The following is a 19,718-nucleotide window of genomic DNA, read 5'->3' on the forward strand; positions in this document are numbered from 1 at the left end:
TCAGGCGCCGGTGATCAGCTTCCCGGCCTTGGCGATCCACGAGCCCGCATTCTCGCGCGGCTCGAGCCCACCAGTCTGCAGGAGCTTGTAGGAATCCTTGTACCACACGCTGTCGGGATAGTTGGTGCCGAGCACAGCAGCGGCAGTCTGCGCTTCCGATGTCAGCCCCATCGCGTAATAGGTTTCGGTAAGACGCGCGAGCGCTTCCTCGACATGGCGCGTATTGGAATAGGTCTCCACCACGACGCGGAACCGCTTGACGGCGGCGATGTATTCACGGCGCTCGAGATAATAGCGGCCGATCTGCATCTCCTTGCCGGCGAGCTGGTCGTTGGCGAAGCGGATCTTTTCCTTGGCGTCGTCGACATATTCGGAATCGGGCCAGCGCGTCACCAGATCCTGCATCGTCTGCACGGTCTGACGCGCTTCCTTCTGATCCTGGGTGACATCCCTGATTTGCCGGTAATAGCTCAGCCCGATGATATACTGGGCATAGGCTGCGTCGTCGGTCGACGGATAGAGCGTGAGATAGCGCTTGGCCGAACCGATCGCCTCGGTATAGTTGCCTTGGCGATAGTCGGCAAAGGCGCCCATCACCATCGATTTGCGGGCGTATTCGGAATAGGGATGCTGGCGGTCGACCGCACCGAATTTGCGGCTCGCCTCCTGCAGGCGCCCGGCATTCAGATTGGCGAGGCCCTGATTGTAGAGAACGTCTGCCGGCTCGGTCTGCTCGACATAGGTCGACAGGTCGACATCCTTTTCGGACGACATGCAGGCCGACAGGAACAGCGATGGAACAACCACCGAAAGCGCCAGCAAAACAGCCCGATGCGGCGCTTTCGATTGACCAATTCGCTTGAAGAACATGATTGGATTCCGCCCTTTCGGCGTCATTTCAGTCGACATCTCGCCCTGGGGCAGCAGGCATAACCATAATCGCCGTGCCCGGCAACGCTATCTCCGGCCATTCGCACATTTTTGTGGCAGCCTGGCGCAACCCGCACACTTGCGTGATTTCGCCGGCCGATGGTGCATTCATGCAACACAGGCCGGCGGCCATAAAACCCGAAAAACGTTAAGAATCAGATCATCCAGGGTGCGTAGACAGGTGCATAGACGGCGCTCTTTTCGACGGTGCGACCGCGCTCGCGGCGTGTCGTCTCGACGATCTCGAACGCCGAACGGTCCGACAAAAGGCGGCGCAGCGCTGCCGCATTCAGCCTGTGGCCGCCGCGATAGGAACGGAAGCAGCCAATGAACCGGGCGCCGGCCAGCGCCAGATCGCCCATGGCGTCCATCGTCTTGTGGCGCACGAATTCGTTGGGATAGCGCAAGCCTCCGATGTTGATCACGCGGTTGTCGTCGCCGATCACCAGGGAGTTTTCCAGCGAGGAGCCGAGCGCATAGCCGGCTGCCCACAACCGCTCGACGTCCTTCATGAAACCAAAGGTTCGGGCCCGCGCGATATCGCGGCGAAAAATGTCGGCGTTCATGTCGGATGCAAAGAGCTGACGGCCGATCGCCGGGCTTTCGAAATCGATCTCGATTTCGAAGCGCGTGCCGTCATAGGGCCTGAACTCCGCCCAGGAGGCTCCGTTCTCGATGCGAACCGGCTTGACCACCCGGATGTAGCGGCGCTTGACCGGCAGCGTATCGATGCCCGCCTGGTCGATAGCCTCGACGAACGCAATGGCGCTGCCGTCGAGGATCGGAACCTCACGGCCGTCGATCTCGATGACGACATTGTCGATGCCGAGCCCGAAAACCGTGGCCATCAGATGTTCGACTGTAGCGATGTGCTCGCCTGCCGGATCGCCGAGCATGGTGCACAGATCGGTGGCGCCGACCTCGGAAACCAGCGCGCGGAACTCCCGGACTTCGCTTCCATTCGAAAGCTGGAACACGACACCCGTATCAGCGTCTGCCGGCAGGAAATGAACGGTAACGGAATTGCCGCTGTGAACGCCGGTGCCGGTCAGCGTCGCACGCGATCTAAGTGTCGTCTGATAGTCGTGCAAAACAAACCCCATAGCCCATACTGCCTACGTCCGCTTCATAAGCCCAAGGGCGCGGCTCTTTGATCGGCAGGCAGGGCCACTTCCCCGAATCCCAGCAAACCGAAATTGATCGCGGCGAAGATAGTGGTCCGGCAGGAAGTCTCCAAATCACGGTTTCTTACTCTGTGTAACCGCGATCCGAAGCGGATGCGGTCTCCTAACTCCTTGTTTTACAGGCACTTTTAACATTAACAGGCAAACAATTTCTTGTCTGCCTGTTAACAACTATTACGGACCGTTAACAGGTCAGTTGGCCTGGCGGCGCAGGAATGCCGGAATCTCCAGCTGATCGTCTTCCTGGACAGCCCTGCTCTGCGGCGTCAGCCGGCCCTGGTCGTCCAACTGGCCGCGGCGTGGCGCGTAAAGCTGCGGATCCTGGCTGGCAAGGCGGCGCACTTCGGGTGCCGCCTGGCGCAGTTTCGGCTCGCGCGGCTGCGCCGGCTGCAGCCGTGCAGGCTCTTCTTCGCGACGGGTAAGGCCGTTGGTCAGGCGCTTGAGCAGTCCCATCGGTCCGCTGTTCTCGTGGTCGGCCGGGCGGCTTTTGGCTTCCACCTCGGCTTTCACCACCGGCGGAAAGTCCTCGACGCGCGGCATGCGCTGGGGCGCTGCCGGCTGAAGCACTTCACGCTGCGGCGCGGGCTGCATCGTTTGCTGAACCATTGGCTGCAGCATCGGCTGCGGCTGGGCCGGCGGCGCCTGGAAGATCTTGCTCTGCGGGCGGAAATCTTCCGCCTGGGAGGCCGGCGCGGGACGCGCCATCGCCGCCGCATTCGCCTCGGCGAGCTGGATTGCCTCGGCGACCGGATCGGCGGCGCGCGGCTCATAGCCTCCCTGCTGGACAGGCGCCGGACGGCTTTCCGTGACCGGAGCGGCCGGGCGGCTGACCGGCTTTGGCGGAGCCGTGCGGATGGCGATCGGCGCGGCAGCGATGTCTGCTGCCGATTTGTCGATGCCGGTAGCAACCACCGAGACGCGGATGACGCCTTCGAGATCCTCGTCGAACGTCGCACCCAGGATGATGTTGGCTTCCTGGTCGACCTCCTCGCGAATTCGGGTCGCCGCCTCGTCGACTTCGAACAGGGTCAGGTCGCGGCCGCCGGTGATCGAGATCAACAACCCCTTGGCGCCCTTCATCGAGGTCTCGTCGAGCAGCGGATTGGCGATCGCGGCTTCGGCGGCGGCCATGGCGCGCCCCTCGCCGGAAGCTTCGCCCGTCCCCATCATCGCCTTGCCCATCTCGCGCATGACCGAGCGGACGTCGGCGAAGTCGAGGTTGATCAGCCCTTCCTTGACCATCAGGTCGGTGATGCAGGCGACGCCGGAATAGAGCACCTGATCGGCCATGGCGAAAGCGTCGGCAAAGGTCGTCTTGTCATTGGCCAGCCGGAACAGGTTCTGGTTGGGGATGACGATGAGGGTATCGACGCATTTCTGCAATTCCTCGATGCCCAGATCCGCCGTCTTCATGCGGCGCTGGCCTTCGAAATGGAACGGCTTGGTGACGACGCCGACGGTGAGAATCCCCTTCTCGCGCGCCGCACGTGCAACGACCGGCGCGGCCCCCGTGCCGGTGCCGCCGCCCATGCCGGCAGTGACGAAGCACATATGGGTGTTGGAGAGATGATCGACGATCTCGTCGATGCATTCCTCCGCCGCGGCGCGTCCGACTTCCGGCTGCGACCCCGCACCCAGGCCCTCGGTGACATGCGCGCCGAGCTGGATCAGGCGATCCGCCTTGGACATGGTAAGCGCCTGCGCATCGGTATTGGCCACCACGAACTCGACGCCGCGCAAGCCGGCGGTGATCATGTTGTTGACGGCATTGCCGCCGCCGCCGCCGACACCGAACACGGTGATACGCGGCTTCAGCTCGGTGATGTCCGGCTTTTGCAGATTGATGGTCATTGTCTCCGTCCTTTGCCTTTCCCGCCGCTTCGCCGCTGCGGCCGCCTATGGGGCTGTCCCCGTCAATTTAAAAACTGTCTCTCAACCACTGACTCATTCGATGCAGTTTTCCGCCTGTTCCGGTCATCCTGAGACCAGAAATTCCTTTCGCCGGATGGCTCTCGAAATTCGCCATCTGCGGGTAGATCAGAAGCCCGACTGGCGTCGAGAAAGCCGGCCCCTTGGCCGCCTCCGGCAGGCCCGCTACACCGAGCGGACGGCCGATGCGCACATTGCGTCCGAGAATGCGGCGCGCTGCCTCGGGCAGGCCGGAAAGCTGGCTGGCACCGCCGGTCAGCACGACGCGCTTGCCGGCCGCGTTGCCGTAGCCGGACCTGTTCAGCCGGTCGCGCAACAGTTCGAGCGTCTCGTCGATGCGCGCCCGGATAATGCGCGTCATCACCGAACGCGGGATCTGAAGCGGCACCTCGCCGTCCTCGCCGATCGGCTGTATCGAGACCAGGTCGCGGTCGTCGGCACTGCCGGGCAGCGCCGAGCCATGCATCACTTTCAGCCTCTCGGCGGCATCGAGCGAGGTTGACAGGCCCTTGGCCATGTCCAGCGTGACGTGGTTGCCGCCGATGGCAATGGCGTCGCCATGAACGAACTTGCCTTCCGAAAACATCGAGATCGTCGTGGTGCCGCCGCCCATGTCGATGCAGGCTGCGCCCATCTCGAGTTCGTCGTCGACCAGTGCGGCAAGCCCGCTGGCATAGGGCGTCGCCACCATGCGCTCGACCGACAGGTGCGAACGGTTGATGCAAAGCTCCAGATTGCGCAACGGTGCCGCGTCACCCGTCAGCACGTGCATGTCGACGCCGAGCTGGTCGCCGACCATGCCGCGCGGATCACGCACGCCGCGCTCGGCGTCCAGCGAAAAACCGACGGGAAGCGAATGGATCACTTCGCGCTCGGCCCGCAGCGCCTGCTTGGCGCCGGCGGCAAGCACGCGCTTGATGTCGGCCTCGTCCGCCTCATGGCCGCCAAGGTTGATGGTTGCCGAGAAGCTTTCGCTCTTCAGCCGGCCGGCCGTCATGTTGACGATCAGCGAATCGACGGTCAGCCCGGCCATGCGCTCGGCGGCATCGACGGCAAGGCGGATGGCGTGCTCGGCCCTGTCGAGATCGATGACGACACCCGATTTCACGCCTTGCGATTTCTGGTGGCCGATGCCGATAACCTGTATGCGATGCGAGCGCCCGCGCAGCAGCATGCCGTCCTCGCGCGGCTTGAGCTTGGCCACCACGCAGCAGACCTTGCTCGAGCCGACATCCAGCACCGTCATGATGCCGGACCGGCGCGACGAGGCATCGCTGTTGCCGCCAAGCCAGCTCATATCTTCGTCTCCGGCTTGCGCTTCGGCATTTTCGGCTTTTCATTGAGCGTGGCCTGACGCTGCGTCGCCGCCTCCGGCGTCAACTGGACGACGAGGCGATCGGAAAGGCGCATGTCGACGGCGGCGATATCGCGCGTCAAAAGCCCGTTCTCTCGGTCCATCCTGAGCAGATCGGCGATCGCCTGGTCCTCGCCATCCTCGGGGAGCTTGACCGTGATGCCGTTTTCCAGCTTCAGGTCCCAACGCCGTTCGCCGATGCGGATGTAGCCTTTGATCCGTGCGGCAAGCTCTGGGTATTTCTTGATCCTGGCCAGGAAATCCGGCGCCTTGGCCGGGGCGCCGGTGCCGACGATCAGCGGCAGCAGCGACTGCTTGCCGCCGGAGAATGGCGCGATCACGGCGCCGGAGCGCTCGATGACCGAAAGCTCGCTGCCCTGCTGCCAGAGCGCGAAGGGCTCACGCTCCTCGATGCGCACCTCCAGCGTGTGCGGATAGACCTTGCGCACCGCCGCAACCTCGACCCAGGGCAGCGTGGCGATACGTTCCCGCGCGGCTTCGGCATCGAAGCCGATCAGCGACGTCCAGCCGTCGAGCTGCATCCTGTCGAGAATATCGATCTCGGAGGTTGCGCGGTTGCCGACGACCTTGATCTGGTCGACGGCAAAGCCGGTGCGGGCGGTGATGCCCTGGACGATAGCGTCGACATGCCCGCCGAGATAGGCGCCATAGGCACTGCCCGATACGAGCAGCGCCGCCGACAGCACGGCTGCGGAAAACGGCGGCACCTCGAAGTCGTCCTCGCCCAGACGCGCCAGCATGCGCGCCGGCCGGCGAAGCAGGCGCGGCAGCACGAAATGGTCGAACGACAACGCCACACCGAACAGCGTCGGCCCGGCCGCGCCCTTCCCCTTGCCCTGTCCCCACCTCAACGCAGACACGAAGCGTCCTCCACCATCCAACTCAACAAATCGCCGAACGAGTGTCCCGCCTGCGCGGCGATCTCAGGCACCAAGGATGTCGGCGTCATGCCGGGCTGAGTGTTGACCTCGAGCCAGACAATTTCGCCGTTCTCGGAGTGTCGATCATCATAACGGAAGTCCGACCGGGAAACGCCCCGGCAGCCGATAGCTTGGTGAGCCCTGAGCGTCAGTGTCTGTATTTTTTGGTAAATATTCGGTGAAATTTTTGCAGGGCATTCGTGTTTTGATCCGCCCGCGATGTATTTTGAATCATAGTCGTAGAAGGAATGGCCGGTCGGGATGATCTCGCAGACGCCAAGCGCCACATCGCCCATCACCGCACAGGTCAACTCCCGCCCGTGCACATAGCGCTCCGCCATGACGGTATCGCCATACTTCCAGTCGGACGAACCGATGACCTGCGGCGGATGCGACTGCCCTTCGTGCACGATGACGACACCGAAGCTCGACCCCTCATTGACCGGCTTGACGACGTAGGGCGGCTTCATCGGGTGCTTGTTCTGGATGGCGAAGCGATTGACCACCTTCGATTCGGCAACCGGTATGCCGACAGACTTGGCGATCTTCTTGGCTTGCTCCTTGTTCATGGCAAGGGCGGAGGCGAGCACGCCGGAATGGGTGTAGGGGATGGCAAGATATTCGAGGATGCCCTGGATGGTGCCGTCCTCGCCGAAAGGACCATGCAGCGCATTGAAGACAACATCAGGCTTGAGCTCGGCCAGCACCGATCCAACATCGCGCGAGACGTCGACGCGAGTGACCTGGTAGCCTTCCGTCTCGAGCGCATCGGCACAGGCTTTCCCCGAAGACAAGGACACGGGCCGCTCGGACGAGAATCCACCCAGAAGGACGGCCACGTGCTTGCTTTTCATTTCCCGTCATTCCCTATCACGGCGGGCCCTTTCACTGCGGGTCTGCATCTCACACGCCCCGGAAAGGGCCATACACTCAAACGCTCGGAGCAGTCCCTGCTCTGATGATTTCTGCACCATCGAGTCCCCAAGCCTCCCGGCAGGCAGCCCCTGACGGAAAAACGCTGGTGACGCGTCGAAACGACTCAAATCAGGAAACGCTTCAGGGCAGAGAATCAGAGAGTTGAATCGCTGGCAAGTCCTTACGATTCCGCGAGATTCACTTTCCGCAAAAACGGCTGCGAAAACTGTGTTGTTGAGTCCTTACAGCAACTGTCCGAGGAATTCCTGGACCTCGTGCCCTGGCCGGAACTTGCCGATGCGCTTGATTTCCCAATGCAGCCGGATGCCCGACCGTTCGAGCACGCGCGCGCGCACCGTCTCGCCAAGATATTCAAGGTCGTAGCCGGTCGCGGTTCCCGTGTTGATCATGAAGTTGCAATGCATCGGCGACATCTGCGCACCGCCGATCATCAGCCCCCGACAGCCCGCTCTGTCGATCTCCTTCCAGGCCGAGGTGCCCTCCGGATTCTTGAAGGTCGAGCCGCCGGTCTTTTCGCGGATCGGCTGCACGGTCTCGCGATGGTGCTGGACGGCGTCCATTGCCGCCTTGATCGCGGCCTTGTCTGCCAAAACGCCTTCGAACACCGCTGATGTGAAGATCAGCCCGGCAGGTGCTGCCGAATGGCGATAGGCGTAGCCCATATCGGCGTTGCTCAGCGTATGCACATTGCCCTTGCGGTCGAGCGCCCGCACCTCGACAACGCGCTCGCGCGTCTCGACGCCGTTGGCGCCGGCATTCATCCTCAGCGCACCGCCGATGGCGCCCGGAATGCCGTGGTAGAACTCAAAGCCGCCTATGCCAGCCTGATAGGCGACAGCGGCAAGGCGTTTGTCGGGCGTCGCCGCACCCGCCTTGATTGTGGTCGGCGCAATCACTTCGGCTTCGCCAAAGCCCTTGGCCGAAAGCCGGATAACGAAGCCCGCAATACCGCCGTCACGGACAAGCAGGTTCGAGCCGATACCGACGGTGGTCAGCGGTATCTCTTCGGGCACTGCTCCCAGGAATGCAGCGAGATCGTCCTCGTCGGCCGGCTGGAACAGTGCGTCGGCCAGCCCGCCGGCGCGGAACCAGGTGATCTTGTCCATCTCGGCATTGGGCGTGATGCGGCCGCGCAGGCCGGCAAGCCGGCCGCCAAGCTTGTCGATCAATGCCTGGCCACGCATCATGAGACAGTACCGCCGAGTTCCCTGGGCAGCGCGTAGGCCCATTGGGTGATGTTGCCGGCACCGAGGAAGACGATGAAATCGCCTGGTTTGGCCAGGTCGCGGATAACCGGCGCAATCGCCGCGGGGCCTTCGATGTAGCGCGCGTCGCGATGGCCGCCGGAGCGGATGCGCGACACCAATGCCTCGGACGTCACCCCGTCGATCGGCTCTTCGCCTGCCGCATAGACCGGCGCCACCATCACCGTGTCGGCATCGTTGAAGCAGACGGAAAACTCGTCGAACAGGTCGTGAAGCCGGGTGAAGCGGTGTGGCTGGGCAATGGCGATGACGCGGCCCTTGGTGGCATCGCGCGCCGCCTTGAGAACCGCCGTGATCTCGACCGGATGGTGGCCGTAATCATCGAACACATCGACGCCGTTCCACGAACCGGTACGGGTGAAGCGCCGCTTGACGCCGGCGAAGGACGACAGGCCCTTCCTGATCGCCTCGGCCGAAAGGCCGAGCTCATGCGCGACGGCGATCGCCGCCGTCGCATTGGCGACGTTGTGACGGCCGGGCATCGGCAGGCGCAGGCCTGATATCGTCGACTGGCCGCCGGTCTTGCGGTCGCGGATCACCACGTCGAATTCCGAGGTCGGGCCATCCATGCGGTGATTGATGAAACGCACGTCGGCCTGTGCGTTCTCGCCATAGGTGATGACGCGCCGGTCCTCGATGCGGCTGACCAGCGCCTGCACCTCCGGATGGTCGGTGCACATGACGCCGAAGCCGTAGAACGGCACGTTTTCGACGAACTGGCGAAAGGCCTCGCGCACCTTGTCGAAGGAGCCGTAATGGTCGAGATGTTCGGGATCGATGTTGGTGACGACGGCAATCTCGGCCGGCAGCTTCAGGAACGTGCCGTCGCTCTCATCGGCCTCCACCACCATCCATTCGCCATCGCCCATGCGGGCGTTGGTGCCGTAGGCATTGATGATCCCGCCATTGATCACGGTCGGATCGAGCCCGCCGGCCTCGAGCAGCGTCGCCACCATCGAGGTCGTCGTCGTCTTGCCATGCGTGCCGCCGATGGCCACCGCCTGCCGGAAGCGCATCAGTTCGGCCAGCATCTCGGCGCGACGGACGATGGGAAGCAGTTTCTCGCGTGCCGCCTTCAGCTCCGGATTGGATTTCTTGATCGCCGTCGAGACGACGACCACTTCGGTATCGCCGATATTGTCGGCATGATGACCGACAAAGCACTCGATGCCCTTGTCGCGCAGCCGCTGCACATTGGCGCTGTCGGCCTGGTCGGACCCTTGCACCTGGTAGCCGAGATTATGCAGCACCTCGGCGATGCCGCTCATGCCGATACCGCCGATGCCGATGAAATGCACGAGGCCGATCGTCTGCGGCATCTTCATACGTGCGTCTCCTTCCTGAATTCCGATACGCTTTTCTTCGACGCAATAGCCTCTGTCAGATCGGCGAGCAACCGTGCCGCGTCCGGTTTTCCGGCCGATTTCGCCGCCGCTGCCATTGTCGTCAGCCGCTCCGGATCGTCCATCAGCGCTCCGACGAGCTCGGCGATGCGCTCGGACGAAAGCATCGATTGCGGATGCACTTCGGCGCCGCCTGCCGCCGCCAATGCCGCCGCATTGGCGGCCTGGTCGTGGTCGAGCGCATGCGGATAGGGCACCAGCAGCGCCGGCCGGCCGATCACCGCGATTTCCGATACGGTCGATGCGCCGGACCGCGACATCACCAGGTGCGCCGCAGCCAGGCGCGCCGCCATGTCGGTAAAGAAGGGCGACACCTCAGCCTCGACGCCAAGGGCGGCATAGGCCGCCTTCACCCGCTCGACATCGTCGGCACGCGCCTGCTGGGTGATATCAAGCCGCTTGCGTTGTGCATCGGAAAGCTGTCGAACCGCCGCCGGCACCGCATCGGAAAAGAACTGTGCGCCCTGGCTGCCGCCGAACACCAGAAAGCGGAACCGCTGCTCCCCGGTCGACGCCGCATAGGGCGTCTTTGCCGCCTCCAGCACTTGCGGCCTGACCGGATTGCCGGTCGTCACCGTCTTGGCGCCTGCAGCGCTTGAATCTTCCGGCAAGAACCCGCCGGCGATGGCATCGACACGGCCGGCGAGCGCCCGGTTCGCGCGCCCCATCACCGCGTTCTGCTCGTGGATCAGCGTCGGCACCTTGCGCCGCGTCGCCGCATAGAGCGGAGGCAGCGTCGGATAGCCGCCGAAACCGACCACGACGGCTGGCTTGACCCGACCGATCACGGCCGATGCCTGCCGCACGCCGCCCCAGATCTTCCAGAAGGCGGCGAGCACGGCGAACGGGTTTTTCGAGCCAATGGTCGCCGACTGGATCGGATGGATGCCCGCCGCCGGGAACTGGCCGGCAAAACGCTCGGCACGGTCATCGGCGGCCAGATGCACCGTCCAGCCGCGCCTGATCAGCTCGTGCGCCAGCGCCTCGGCCGGGAAGAGATGCCCGCCCGTGCCGCCGGCCGCCAGAAGGATCGCGCCCCTCGACATTTCACTCCGCCGGCATGGCGCGCCGCGACGGCGCGAAGCCCAATTGCTTGCGCTTTTCCGGCCGCTTGCGCGTCAGCGCCAGCACCATGCCCATCGAGATGGCGATGGCGATCTGCGAAGAGCCGCCATAGGAGATGAACGGCAAGGTCATGCCCTTGGCCGGCATCAGCTGCAGATTGACGGCCATGTTGATGACCGACTGCAGACCGAAGACCGTGACCAGGCCGCCGACCGCATAGCGTGTGAAATCGTCCTGCTCCTTGAGCGCGGTGCCGAGGCCGCGCAGCACGATGAAGGCGAAGATGGTCATGATGAAGAAGCACATGATCAGTCCGAACTCCTCGCCGGCCACCGAGTAGACGAAATCGGCATGGCTGTCGGGTATCACCCGCTTGACGGTGCCCTCGCCCGGCCCGACGCCGAACCAGCCGCCATTGATCAGCGCATCGCGGCCCATGTCGACCTGGAACGTGTCGCCCTCGCCGGTCATGAAGCGATCGATGCGGCCGGCGACATGCGGGAACACGGTGTAGGCGGCAAACACGCCGCCGACGCCGACAGCGCCCAGCGCGATGATCCACAGCCATGGCAGCCCGGCCATGAAGAACATCACCCCCCAGGTGCCGAGCACCAGCATGGTCTGGCCGAAATCGGGCTGCGCCACCAGCAGCGAGATGACGAGGGCCAGCAGCAGCATGGCGAACAGATTGCCTGGAATGTCGGGCTGGCGCTTGTGTTCGGCAAACAGCCAGGCGCAGATGACGACGAAGGCAGGCTTCAGGAATTCCGACGGCTGCAGCGACACGCCGGCGAGCGACACCCAGCGACGCGCGCCCTTCACCTCGACGCCGATGTAGAGCACCGCCACCATCAGCACCAGCGTGATGCACAGCATCGCCAGGGCCATGCGCCTGATCTGCCGCGATTCCAGGAAGGAGACGGCCAGCATCACGCCAAGTGCGGGAATGGTGAAGATGATCTGCCTCGTGGCGAAGTGGAAACTGTCCAGCCCGATGCGCTGGGCCACCGCCGGGCTTGCCGCGAAGGACAGCACGATGCCGAGCCCCATCAGCGACAGGAACGCAGCCAGGAACCAGCGATCGATCGTCCACCACCAGGTGGCAACCGGGCTTTTGTCGAGACGGCTTTGCATTATCGTGCCCCTCCGATGAGCTTCACGCCATCAATAGTGCTCGCAGCTTGCCTGAAGGCTTCGCCGCGCACTTCGAAATTCTTGAACTGGTCGAAACTGGCGCAGGCCGGCGAAAGCAGCACCACCACCTCGCCGTTGCCATCGTCCCTGGCCGCGTCGCTTGCGGCATGCTCGACTGCTGCGGCCAGCGTGCCGGAGATCTCGTAGGGCACCGCCTCGCCGAGCGTCGCCGAGAAGGCTGGTGCGGCCTCGCCGATCAGATAGGCCTTGGCGATGCGCGGAAAGAGGCCGCGCAACGGCTCGATGCCACCCTCTTTCGGCAACCCGCCGGCGATCCAGTAGATGCGCGGAAAGGAGGACAATGCGGGCGCTGCCGCATCGGCATTGGTCGCCTTGGAATCGTTGATGAACAGCACATGGCCCTTGCGGCCGACCTGCTCCATGCGGTGCGCCAGCCCGGGAAAGCTGTCCAGCCCCGACTGGATCTCGCCCAGCTCGAGCCCGACCTTGAGGCAGGCGGCGAGAGCGGCCAGCGCATTCTGCGCATTGTGCTGGCCGCGCAGCGAGCCGATGCCCTCGAGAAAGGCGACCCGGCTGTAACGGCCGTGCACCGCCTCCATCAGATCGGTGCCGTCGGCGAAATAGCCGTCGGTCAGCGGCAGGCGCTTCGAAATGCGGATGACGTGCCGGCCTGCCCGCTCCAGCCGGTCGGCGAGCTGGGCGCACCAGGAATCGTCGACGCCGACGATGGCCGTTTCGCTGCCGGCCGCCAGCCGCTCCTTGATCGCGGCGTAGTGCTGCATCGTGCCATGACGGTCGAGATGATCGGGCGTCAGGTTGAGCAGGACGCCGGCGGTCGGATTGATCGAGGGCGCCAGGTCTATCTGGTAGGACGAGCATTCCACGACATAGTGCCGCCCCGGTTCCGGCGGATCGAGGGTCATCACCGCGCGGCCGATATTGCCGCCCATCTGCGTGTCGCGTTCGGCCGATTTCAGGATATGCGCCGTCAGCGCCGTGGTCGTCGATTTGCCGTTGGTGCCGGTTATGGCGATGAAGGGTGCAGCCGGCGCCAGCAAGGTCCGCTGCCGGCAGAACAGCTCGATGTCGCCAATGATCTCGACGCCTGAAGCGCGCGCCAGTTCCACTGTCCAGTGCGGCTTCGGATGCGTCAGCGGCACTCCGGGCGACAGCACGAAGGCCGAGAACTTCGCCCAGTCGGCGCCACGCAGGTCGCCGGTCGCGATACCGACGGCCGCGGCATTGGCGACACTGCCGGGATTGTCGTCCCAGGCGAGCACGTCCGCCCCGCCCTCGATCAACGCGCGCGCAGTAGCGATCCCCGAGCCGCCGAGCCCGAAGAGTGAAACGCGCTTGCCTGCGAAGGATGCGGCGGGGATCAAGCGGCCTCCTATCGCAGCTTGAGGGTCGACAAGCCGACCAGCGCCAGGATGACGGCGATGATCCAGAAGCGGATCACCACCTGGCTTTCGGTCCAGCCGAGCTTTTCGAAATGATGGTGGATCGGCGCCATCAGAAACACCCGCTTGCCGGTCATCTTGAAGTAGCCGACCTGGATGATGACCGACAGGATCTCGACGACGAACAGGCCGCCGACGATGACCAGCACGATCTCGTGCTTGGTGGCAACCGCAACCGTGCCGATCAGGCCGCCAAGCGCCAGCGAGCCGGTATCGCCCATGAAGATCGCCGCCGGCGGTGCGTTGAACCACAGGAAGCCGAGGCCGGCGCCGATCACTGCGCCGAGGACCACCGCCAATTCACCGGTGCCGGGCACGAAATGTATCTGCAGATACTCGGCGAACACCGCATTGCCGGACAGGTAGGCGATGACGCCGAAGGACGCCGCCGCGATCATGATCGGCACGATCGCCAGACCGTCGAGGCCATCGGTCAGGTTCACCGCGTTGCCGGCGCCGACGATGACGAAGCACGAGAACGGGATGAAGAACCAGCCGAGATTGATGAGGAACTCCTTGGCGAAGGGGAAGGTCAGCGACGACGAGAACGGCGCCTGGCCGTTGTGCATGATCACCCAGGCGGCGATGCCGGCGATGACGAATTCAAGCCCCAGCCGCGCCTTGCCGGAAAAGCCAAGATGCGATTGCTTCGTCACCTTGAGATAATCGTCGTAGAACCCGATCGAGCCGAAACCCAGGGTCACCAGCAGCACCACCCAGACATAGATGCTGGACAGGTTCGCCCACAGCAGCGACGAGCCGATGATGCCGCACAGGATCATCAGCCCGCCCATGGTCGGCGTGCCGGCTTTCTTGAAATGCGTCTGCGGCCCGTCGGCACGGATCGGCTGGCCCTTGCCCTGCCGCAGCCTCAGCGAATTGATGATGGCCGGGCCGAAGATGAAGACGATCAGCGCCGCGGTGATCAGCGCGCCGCCGGTGCGGAAGGTTATGTAGCGGAAGACGTTGAAGACCGAGATCTTGTCCGCGAATTCGACGAGCAGTGTGAACATGCGATTCGGTCCCCGGACCTGGCTCTAGGTCTGTTTGGCGGTTGCGGCTGCCGCCGGAAATTTGCTGAGCAGTGCGTCGACCAGTTTGGAAAACCCGATGCCTTTCGACGATTTGATCATCACCACGTCGCCCGGCTTCAGCGCCGACAGAAGCACCAGTTTCAGATCCTCTGCGCCGGCGCGATACTCTGTCTCGATCTCATCAGGCAGGATATCGGCCAGCGCCCGCATTTGCGGGCCGGCAAGAAACACCGTGCGCGTGTCGGTGCCGACGATGAGATCGGCAAGGGCAGCGTGCAGCTTCGCCGAATGGTCGCCGAGCTCGAGCATGTCGCCGAGCACCGCGATGCGCCTGCCTTCGCCCGACACCGGCGTCGCGTTGAGCAACGCCATTGCTGCGCTCATCGACGCCGGATTGGCGTTGTAGCTCTCGTCGATCAGCGTGATCGGACCTTTCGGGTGGCGCAGCACATGACGCTTGCCGCGTCCGCGTTCGGCCGAAAGATCGGCCAGCGCCAGCGCCACCCTGGCGATGTCGGCGCCGACCAGGTGCGCGGCGCCCAGCACGGCCAGCACATTCTGCACCATGTGTCGGCCCGGCGCGCCGACCCTGGCGGTGATCTCCTGACCGCCGATCTTGGCGGTGATCACGGAATGATCGGCATGCAGCGCGCATGTCAGCAGCTTGAAGGTTGCACGGGCATTCTCGCCAAAGCCGTAGATGTGCTCGACGCCGGCGGCTCTCGCCATCTTGTCCAGAAGCTTCCAGCGCGGGTCGTCGCGGTTGAGAAGGACGGCGCCGTCCGGTTCCAGTCCTTCGAAAATCTCGGCCTTGGCCTTGGCGATCTCGTCCAGATTGCGGAAGAAGCCGAGATGTGCCGCGGCGATCAGCGTGACGATGGCGACATGCGGCCGGACCATCCTGGCCAGTGGCCGGACCTCGTCGGGATGGTTCATGCCGATCTCGAACACGGCATAGTCGCAATCCACAGGCATCCGCGCCAGCGTCAGCGGCACGCCCCAGTGGTTGTTGAAAGACTGCGCCGATGCGTGCACCTTGCCGACCACTGACAGCACATGGCGCAGCGCTTCCTTGGTGGTGGTCTTGCCCGCCGAACCGGTCACCGCGATGATCTTGGCATTCGAGCGCGCGCGGGCGGCCAGCCCCAGCTTTTCCAGCGCGGCCAAGACGTCCTGCACGACGATCATCGGCGCCGTCAGCCGCCCGAGCGACGGCAGCTTGCCCTCGGCGACGACTAGCACGCCGGCGCCGGCCTTGATGGCGGCGGTCGCGAAATCATGGCCGTCCATCGCCTCGCCCTTGATCGCGAAGAAAGCATCGCCCGGCTCAAGGCTGCGGCTGTCGATCGAGATGCCGCTGATACCCTCCGGCATCGGACCGAGCGGTCGTCCGCCCATGGCGGCGACGAGATCCTCTGAGGTCCACAGGAAGCTCATGCGGCGTGCTCCTGGAGCGCGGCGCGGACTTCCTCATGGTCGGAAAAATGCAGCGTTTCGGCGCCGACGGTCTGGCCTTCCTCATGCCCCTTGCCGGCCACGATCAGCGTATCGCCGGCATGGAGCATGGCGACTGCCTGGTGGATCGCCTTGCGCCGGTCACCGATCTCGATGGCGCCGGGTGCAGCGGCAAGAATCGCGGCACGGATCGTTTCGGGCACTTCCGAGCGCGGATTGTCGTCGGTGACGATGACGACATCGGCGAGCCGCGTGGCGATCTCGCCCATGATCGGACGCTTGCCACGGTCGCGGTCGCCGCCGCAGCCGAACACGACGATGACGCGGCCGGTGGTGAACGGCCGGACCGAAGCCAACACGTTTTCCAGCGCGTCCGGCTTGTGCGCGTAATCGACATAGACGGGCGCACCGTTGGCAGCGGTGCCAACAAGGTCCAGCCGGCCCGGGGCGCCCTTCAATTTCTCCAACGCAATCAGGGCTTTGGCGGCAGGTGTTCCAGTAGAAATGGCGAGGCCCGCCGAAACCAGGGCATTGGCGATCTGGAAATCGCCGGCCAGCGGCAGATCGATCTCGTGGAGAACGCCATCGACTTCCACCTCGGCACGCTGGCGGTGGCGCTCGTGCTCGACCCGCTTCAGTGTCAGGAACCCGCCGTGGCGGCCGACCGTCAGCACATCCAGTCCCGCGACCCTTGCCGCCTGGATCGTCGGCTCCGACCAGGGATCGTCGGCAAAGATGACGGCCGGCGCGCCCTTCGGCAGCAGCGCGTCGAACAGGCGCAGCTTGGCGCGATGATAGTCCTCGACCGTCGGATGATAGTCCATATGATCGCGGCCGAGATTGGTGAACCCGCCGGCTGCGAGTTTCACGCCGTCAAGCCGGCGCTGATCGAGACCATGGCTGGAGGCCTCCATCGATGCGTGGGTGACGCCGGCATCCGCCAGTTCGCGCAGCAGCCTGTGCAGGTCGACCGGGTCGGGAGTGGTCAGCGAGCCGTACTCGTTGCGGCCCGGCGCCACCACGCCGGTCGTGCCGATCGAAGCAGCGGCAAAGCCTGACTGCTCCCAGATCTGCCTGGTGAAAGCCGCAACCGATGTCTTGCCGCTGGTGCCGGTCACCGCGACCATGGTTTGCGGCTGCCTGCCGAAGTAGCGGGCCGCACTCAGCGCCAGCGCCAGGCGCGGATCGTCGACAGCGAAAACCGGCACCGGCAGTCCGGTGACGGCGCCGCTGCCCTTGCCGGTCACGATCGCTGCGGCGCCGCGCTTGGCGGCATCGGCGGCATAGGCCGCGCCATCGGTCTTGGTGCCAGCGAGCGCGAAGAAGACCACGCCCGGTCCTACCTGGCGGGAATCCGAAGAAATCCCGGTAACCTCCGTATCGAAGGACGCTGTCCCCTCGACAGGCAGGATACCGGCTAGGTCTTTCAGCTTCATCGAACCCCGTTCATAGCAACAAAATAGCGCGCAGTTGCCGGCGCGCCCTCAGAATCACTGATAGGAAACCAGCGTTGCGCCATTTTCATGGCTGAAATCTGGCTTCACGCCAAGCATGGAAGCCGAACGTCGGATAATGTTTGCAGCCATGGCGCCAGCATTCGAGGCGGCCGTCGCACCCATGCCGGGTTTTTCCGGCTTCGGTTCGTCGGCGATGGTAAGCACGATGTATTGCGGATCGTCCATCGGGAACGCCGCGACGAAGGCATTGAAGTTCTTGTCCTTTGAGTAGCGGCCGTTGACAACCTTCTCGGCCGTTCCCGTCTTGCCGCCGACGCGATAACCTGGAACCCTGGCGTTCCTGCCTGAGCCTTTCTCGGCATTGAGTGCATAGAGATAGCGCATGTTCTCGGAGGTCTTGTCGCTGACGACTTTCTTGGCCACCGACATCGCCTGTTCCTGCGCCCGTCTCAGAAATGTCGGCTGGATCAGATAGCCGCCGTTCATCAGCGCGGCACAGCCGACCGCCGTCTGCAGCGGCGTCGTCGACACACCGTGACCAAAGGCGATGGTGATCGAATGGACCTGTTTCCAGACTTTTGGCTCGGTCGGGCGGGCGACCTCAGGCAGTTCCGTCTGCATTCTCTCGAGGATGCCCAGGCGATGCAGGAATTCGCGGTGCCCCTCGATGCCGACCGCTTCGGCTTCCTTGGCCGAACCGATGTTGGACGAATAGATGAACACTTCGGGCACCGACAGCACCCGGGACTTGCCATGAAAATCATGGATGGTCTGGCGGCCGATCCTGATCGGGCGCGTAGCGTCGAAACGGCTTTCCAGCGTCACTTTGCCGGAATCGAGCGCCATGGCGGTGGTAAAGCTCTTCAAGGTCGAGCCCATCTCGTAGAGCCCGGCCGACATGCGGTTCAAGCGGTCCTTGTCGTGCGCATTATAGGGGTTGTTCGGATCGAAATCCGGAACCGAGGCCATCGCGACCACTTCGCCGGTCTTGACGTTGAGAACGACGGCGCCCGCCGCGATTGCGCGGTATTTTTCCATGCCGGTGGCGACCTCGTCACGCACGATATGCTGGACGCGCAGGTCGATCGAGAGCTGCACCGGCTTCAGATCCTTGGCCACCGCCAGACCGGACGCCTGAAGATCGCTCAGCCCCTGTTCGTCGATGTATTTCTCCATGCCGGAGATGCCCTGGTTGTCGATGTTGGTGAGGCCGACAATGTAGGACGAGGTTTCGCCGGCCGGGTAGAAGCGGCGCTTTTCGGTGCGGAAGCCGATGCCGGGAATGCCGAGCTGCAGAATCTCCGATTGTTGCTTGGGCGTCAGTTGCCGCTGCAGCCAGACGAAGCCGGCGCCGCTCTTCAGCTTGTGATAGGTCTGCTCGTAGTCGATTTCGGGAAGCACCGTCGCCAGTTTTTCGATCGCCTCGTCGGCGTCGACAATGCGGCGCGGTTCGGCAAACAGCGACGCCGTCTTGATGTCGGTCGCCAGAACTTCGCCGTTGCGGTCGACGATGTCGGGCCGCGACGCCGTCACCCGGCTCTGCGGACCGCCGGACAGGTCGGGGTTCTGGAAACCGAGATAGACCAGCCGCCCGGTGATGGTCAGATAGATGCCCAAAAACACCGCCATCGTCATCACGACGCGGGTCCTGCCCTTGCCGCCGGTCGCCTTGCGGGCGCCTTCGACCACAATCGATCCGTCGTCGCCGGACTTGGCGCGGCGCGTCAGCAGACTGGTGATCACTGGAAGTCTGGCGATCATTGGACGATGCCTCCGGTGACCACGGGGTCGTTGCCCATCGGTTCCCTGCCGGAATTGTCGGCCATGCCGCCCAGCCGCTCGGACGAAAGGTCCTCGATGGTGAGGGATTTTGCCGGCAGATCGTCCAGCCCGATGATCTGGCGGGCGCTGACCGGCTCGAGTTCGAGTTGCGATTTATAGGTCTCGGCCAGCTTTTGCAGGCGCGACGGTTGGGTAAGCAGGCTCCAGTCCGCCTTGAGGAGATCGATCGTATCCTCCTCGTAGCGGATCTGCGCCTGGATCTTGTGCACCGCCGCCAATTGTTCCTCGGCCTCGCGCTTGGTCTTGAAGGTCAAGGCCGCGGCCGAAACCATGACGGCGATAAGGACTATGTCGCTGGTACGAAACAC

Annotated in this window: 16 protein-coding genes; all 16 read right to left on the bottom strand. The window is 64.0% G+C overall.

Going from position 1 to position 19,718, the window contains the following annotated elements; all coding sequences use genetic code 11:
- The gene (locus tag AC0L2R_RS12105; RefSeq protein ID WP_473509120.1) at positions 1-870 is read right to left on the bottom strand and encodes an outer membrane protein assembly factor BamD; all 870 of its coding nucleotides are present in this window, start codon (positions 868-870) and stop codon (positions 1-3) included.
- A gap of 215 nt (positions 871-1,085) precedes the next feature.
- Positions 1,086-2,033, bottom strand: coding sequence for a UDP-3-O-acyl-N-acetylglucosamine deacetylase (gene lpxC, locus AC0L2R_RS12110; RefSeq protein WP_091594160.1), 948 nt, complete (start codon positions 2,031-2,033; stop codon positions 1,086-1,088).
- Positions 2,034-2,306: 273 nt separating this feature from the next.
- Positions 2,307-3,965, bottom strand: a complete 1,659-nt coding sequence (ftsZ, locus tag AC0L2R_RS12115; RefSeq protein ID WP_473509122.1) for a cell division protein FtsZ — start codon at positions 3,963-3,965, stop codon at positions 2,307-2,309.
- Positions 3,966-4,032: 67 nt separating this feature from the next.
- On the bottom strand, positions 4,033-5,340 hold the full coding sequence (gene ftsA / locus AC0L2R_RS12120) for a cell division protein FtsA (RefSeq protein ID WP_023798744.1): 1,308 nt from the start codon (positions 5,338-5,340) through the stop codon (positions 4,033-4,035).
- Positions 5,337-6,278, bottom strand: a complete 942-nt coding sequence (locus AC0L2R_RS12125; protein WP_473509123.1) for a cell division protein FtsQ/DivIB — start codon at positions 6,276-6,278, stop codon at positions 5,337-5,339. The genes ftsA and AC0L2R_RS12125 overlap by 4 nt, the downstream gene beginning before the upstream one ends.
- A complete protein-coding gene (locus tag AC0L2R_RS12130) occupies positions 6,266-7,192 on the bottom strand; it encodes a D-alanine--D-alanine ligase (RefSeq protein WP_473509125.1) in 927 nt (308 codons plus the stop codon). The genes AC0L2R_RS12125 and AC0L2R_RS12130 overlap by 13 nt, the downstream gene beginning before the upstream one ends.
- Before the next feature lie 303 nt (positions 7,193-7,495).
- Entirely contained in the window at positions 7,496-8,461 is a 966-nt protein-coding gene (murB, locus tag AC0L2R_RS12135; RefSeq protein WP_128167162.1) for a UDP-N-acetylmuramate dehydrogenase, read from the bottom strand.
- Entirely contained in the window at positions 8,458-9,864 is a 1,407-nt protein-coding gene (murC, locus tag AC0L2R_RS12140; protein ID WP_473509126.1) for a UDP-N-acetylmuramate--L-alanine ligase, read from the bottom strand. Before murC ends, murB begins: the two co-directional genes overlap by 4 nt.
- Positions 9,861-10,988, bottom strand: coding sequence for an undecaprenyldiphospho-muramoylpentapeptide beta-N-acetylglucosaminyltransferase (murG, locus tag AC0L2R_RS12145; protein WP_473509128.1), 1,128 nt, complete (start codon positions 10,986-10,988; stop codon positions 9,861-9,863). Before murG ends, murC begins: the two co-directional genes overlap by 4 nt.
- A gap of 1 nt (position 10,989) precedes the next feature.
- A complete protein-coding gene (gene ftsW / locus AC0L2R_RS12150; RefSeq protein WP_091594150.1) occupies positions 10,990-12,141 on the bottom strand; it encodes a putative lipid II flippase FtsW in 1,152 nt (383 codons plus the stop codon).
- A complete protein-coding gene (murD, locus tag AC0L2R_RS12155; RefSeq protein ID WP_473509130.1) occupies positions 12,141-13,544 on the bottom strand; it encodes a UDP-N-acetylmuramoyl-L-alanine--D-glutamate ligase in 1,404 nt (467 codons plus the stop codon). Before murD ends, ftsW begins: the two co-directional genes overlap by 1 nt.
- A gap of 8 nt (positions 13,545-13,552) precedes the next feature.
- A complete protein-coding gene (gene mraY / locus AC0L2R_RS12160; protein ID WP_023798736.1) occupies positions 13,553-14,635 on the bottom strand; it encodes a phospho-N-acetylmuramoyl-pentapeptide-transferase in 1,083 nt (360 codons plus the stop codon).
- A gap of 24 nt (positions 14,636-14,659) precedes the next feature.
- Positions 14,660-16,093, bottom strand: a complete 1,434-nt coding sequence (locus AC0L2R_RS12165; RefSeq protein ID WP_473509132.1) for a UDP-N-acetylmuramoylalanyl-D-glutamyl-2,6-diaminopimelate--D-alanyl-D-alanine ligase — start codon at positions 16,091-16,093, stop codon at positions 14,660-14,662.
- The gene (locus AC0L2R_RS12170) at positions 16,090-17,547 is read right to left on the bottom strand and encodes a UDP-N-acetylmuramoyl-L-alanyl-D-glutamate--2,6-diaminopimelate ligase (protein WP_473509133.1); all 1,458 of its coding nucleotides are present in this window, start codon (positions 17,545-17,547) and stop codon (positions 16,090-16,092) included. Before AC0L2R_RS12170 ends, AC0L2R_RS12165 begins: the two co-directional genes overlap by 4 nt.
- Positions 17,548-17,601: 54 nt before the next feature.
- Positions 17,602-19,329 carry a peptidoglycan D,D-transpeptidase FtsI family protein gene (locus AC0L2R_RS12175; RefSeq protein WP_473493955.1) on the bottom strand — a complete coding sequence of 576 codons (1,728 nt, stop codon included), beginning with the start codon at positions 19,327-19,329 and terminating at the stop codon, positions 17,602-17,604.
- Positions 19,326-19,718 (bottom strand): cell division protein FtsL, encoded by a 393-nt coding sequence (gene ftsL, locus AC0L2R_RS12180; RefSeq protein WP_473509135.1) that lies wholly within the window; start codon positions 19,716-19,718, stop codon positions 19,326-19,328. Before ftsL ends, AC0L2R_RS12175 begins: the two co-directional genes overlap by 4 nt.

Source organism: Mesorhizobium sp. WSM4820 (genome assembly GCF_055811075.1).

Coding starts and splice junctions, on each gene's coding strand:
- AC0L2R_RS12105 (WP_473509120.1), bottom strand. CDS start 870: ATGTTCTTCAAGCGAATTGGTCAATCGAAAGCGCCGCATCGGGCTGTT.
- murB (WP_128167162.1), bottom strand. CDS start 8,461: ATGATGCGTGGCCAGGCATTGATCGACAAGCTTGGCGGCCGGCTTGCC.
- ftsZ (WP_473509122.1), bottom strand. CDS start 3,965: ATGACCATCAATCTGCAAAAGCCGGACATCACCGAGCTGAAGCCGCGT.
- AC0L2R_RS12170 (WP_473509133.1), bottom strand. CDS start 17,547: ATGAAGCTGAAAGACCTAGCCGGTATCCTGCCTGTCGAGGGGACAGCG.
- mraY (WP_023798736.1), bottom strand. CDS start 14,635: ATGTTCACACTGCTCGTCGAATTCGCGGACAAGATCTCGGTCTTCAAC.
- murC (WP_473509126.1), bottom strand. CDS start 9,864: ATGAAGATGCCGCAGACGATCGGCCTCGTGCATTTCATCGGCATCGGC.
- ftsW (WP_091594150.1), bottom strand. CDS start 12,141: ATGCAAAGCCGTCTCGACAAAAGCCCGGTTGCCACCTGGTGGTGGACG.
- AC0L2R_RS12165 (WP_473509132.1), bottom strand. CDS start 16,093: ATGAGCTTCCTGTGGACCTCAGAGGATCTCGTCGCCGCCATGGGCGGA.
- AC0L2R_RS12175 (WP_473493955.1), bottom strand. CDS start 19,329: ATGATCGCCAGACTTCCAGTGATCACCAGTCTGCTGACGCGCCGCGCC.
- murG (WP_473509128.1), bottom strand. CDS start 10,988: ATGTCGAGGGGCGCGATCCTTCTGGCGGCCGGCGGCACGGGCGGGCAT.
- AC0L2R_RS12130 (WP_473509125.1), bottom strand. CDS start 7,192: ATGAAAAGCAAGCACGTGGCCGTCCTTCTGGGTGGATTCTCGTCCGAG.
- ftsA (WP_023798744.1), bottom strand. CDS start 5,340: ATGAGCTGGCTTGGCGGCAACAGCGATGCCTCGTCGCGCCGGTCCGGC.
- lpxC (WP_091594160.1), bottom strand. CDS start 2,033: ATGGGGTTTGTTTTGCACGACTATCAGACGACACTTAGATCGCGTGCG.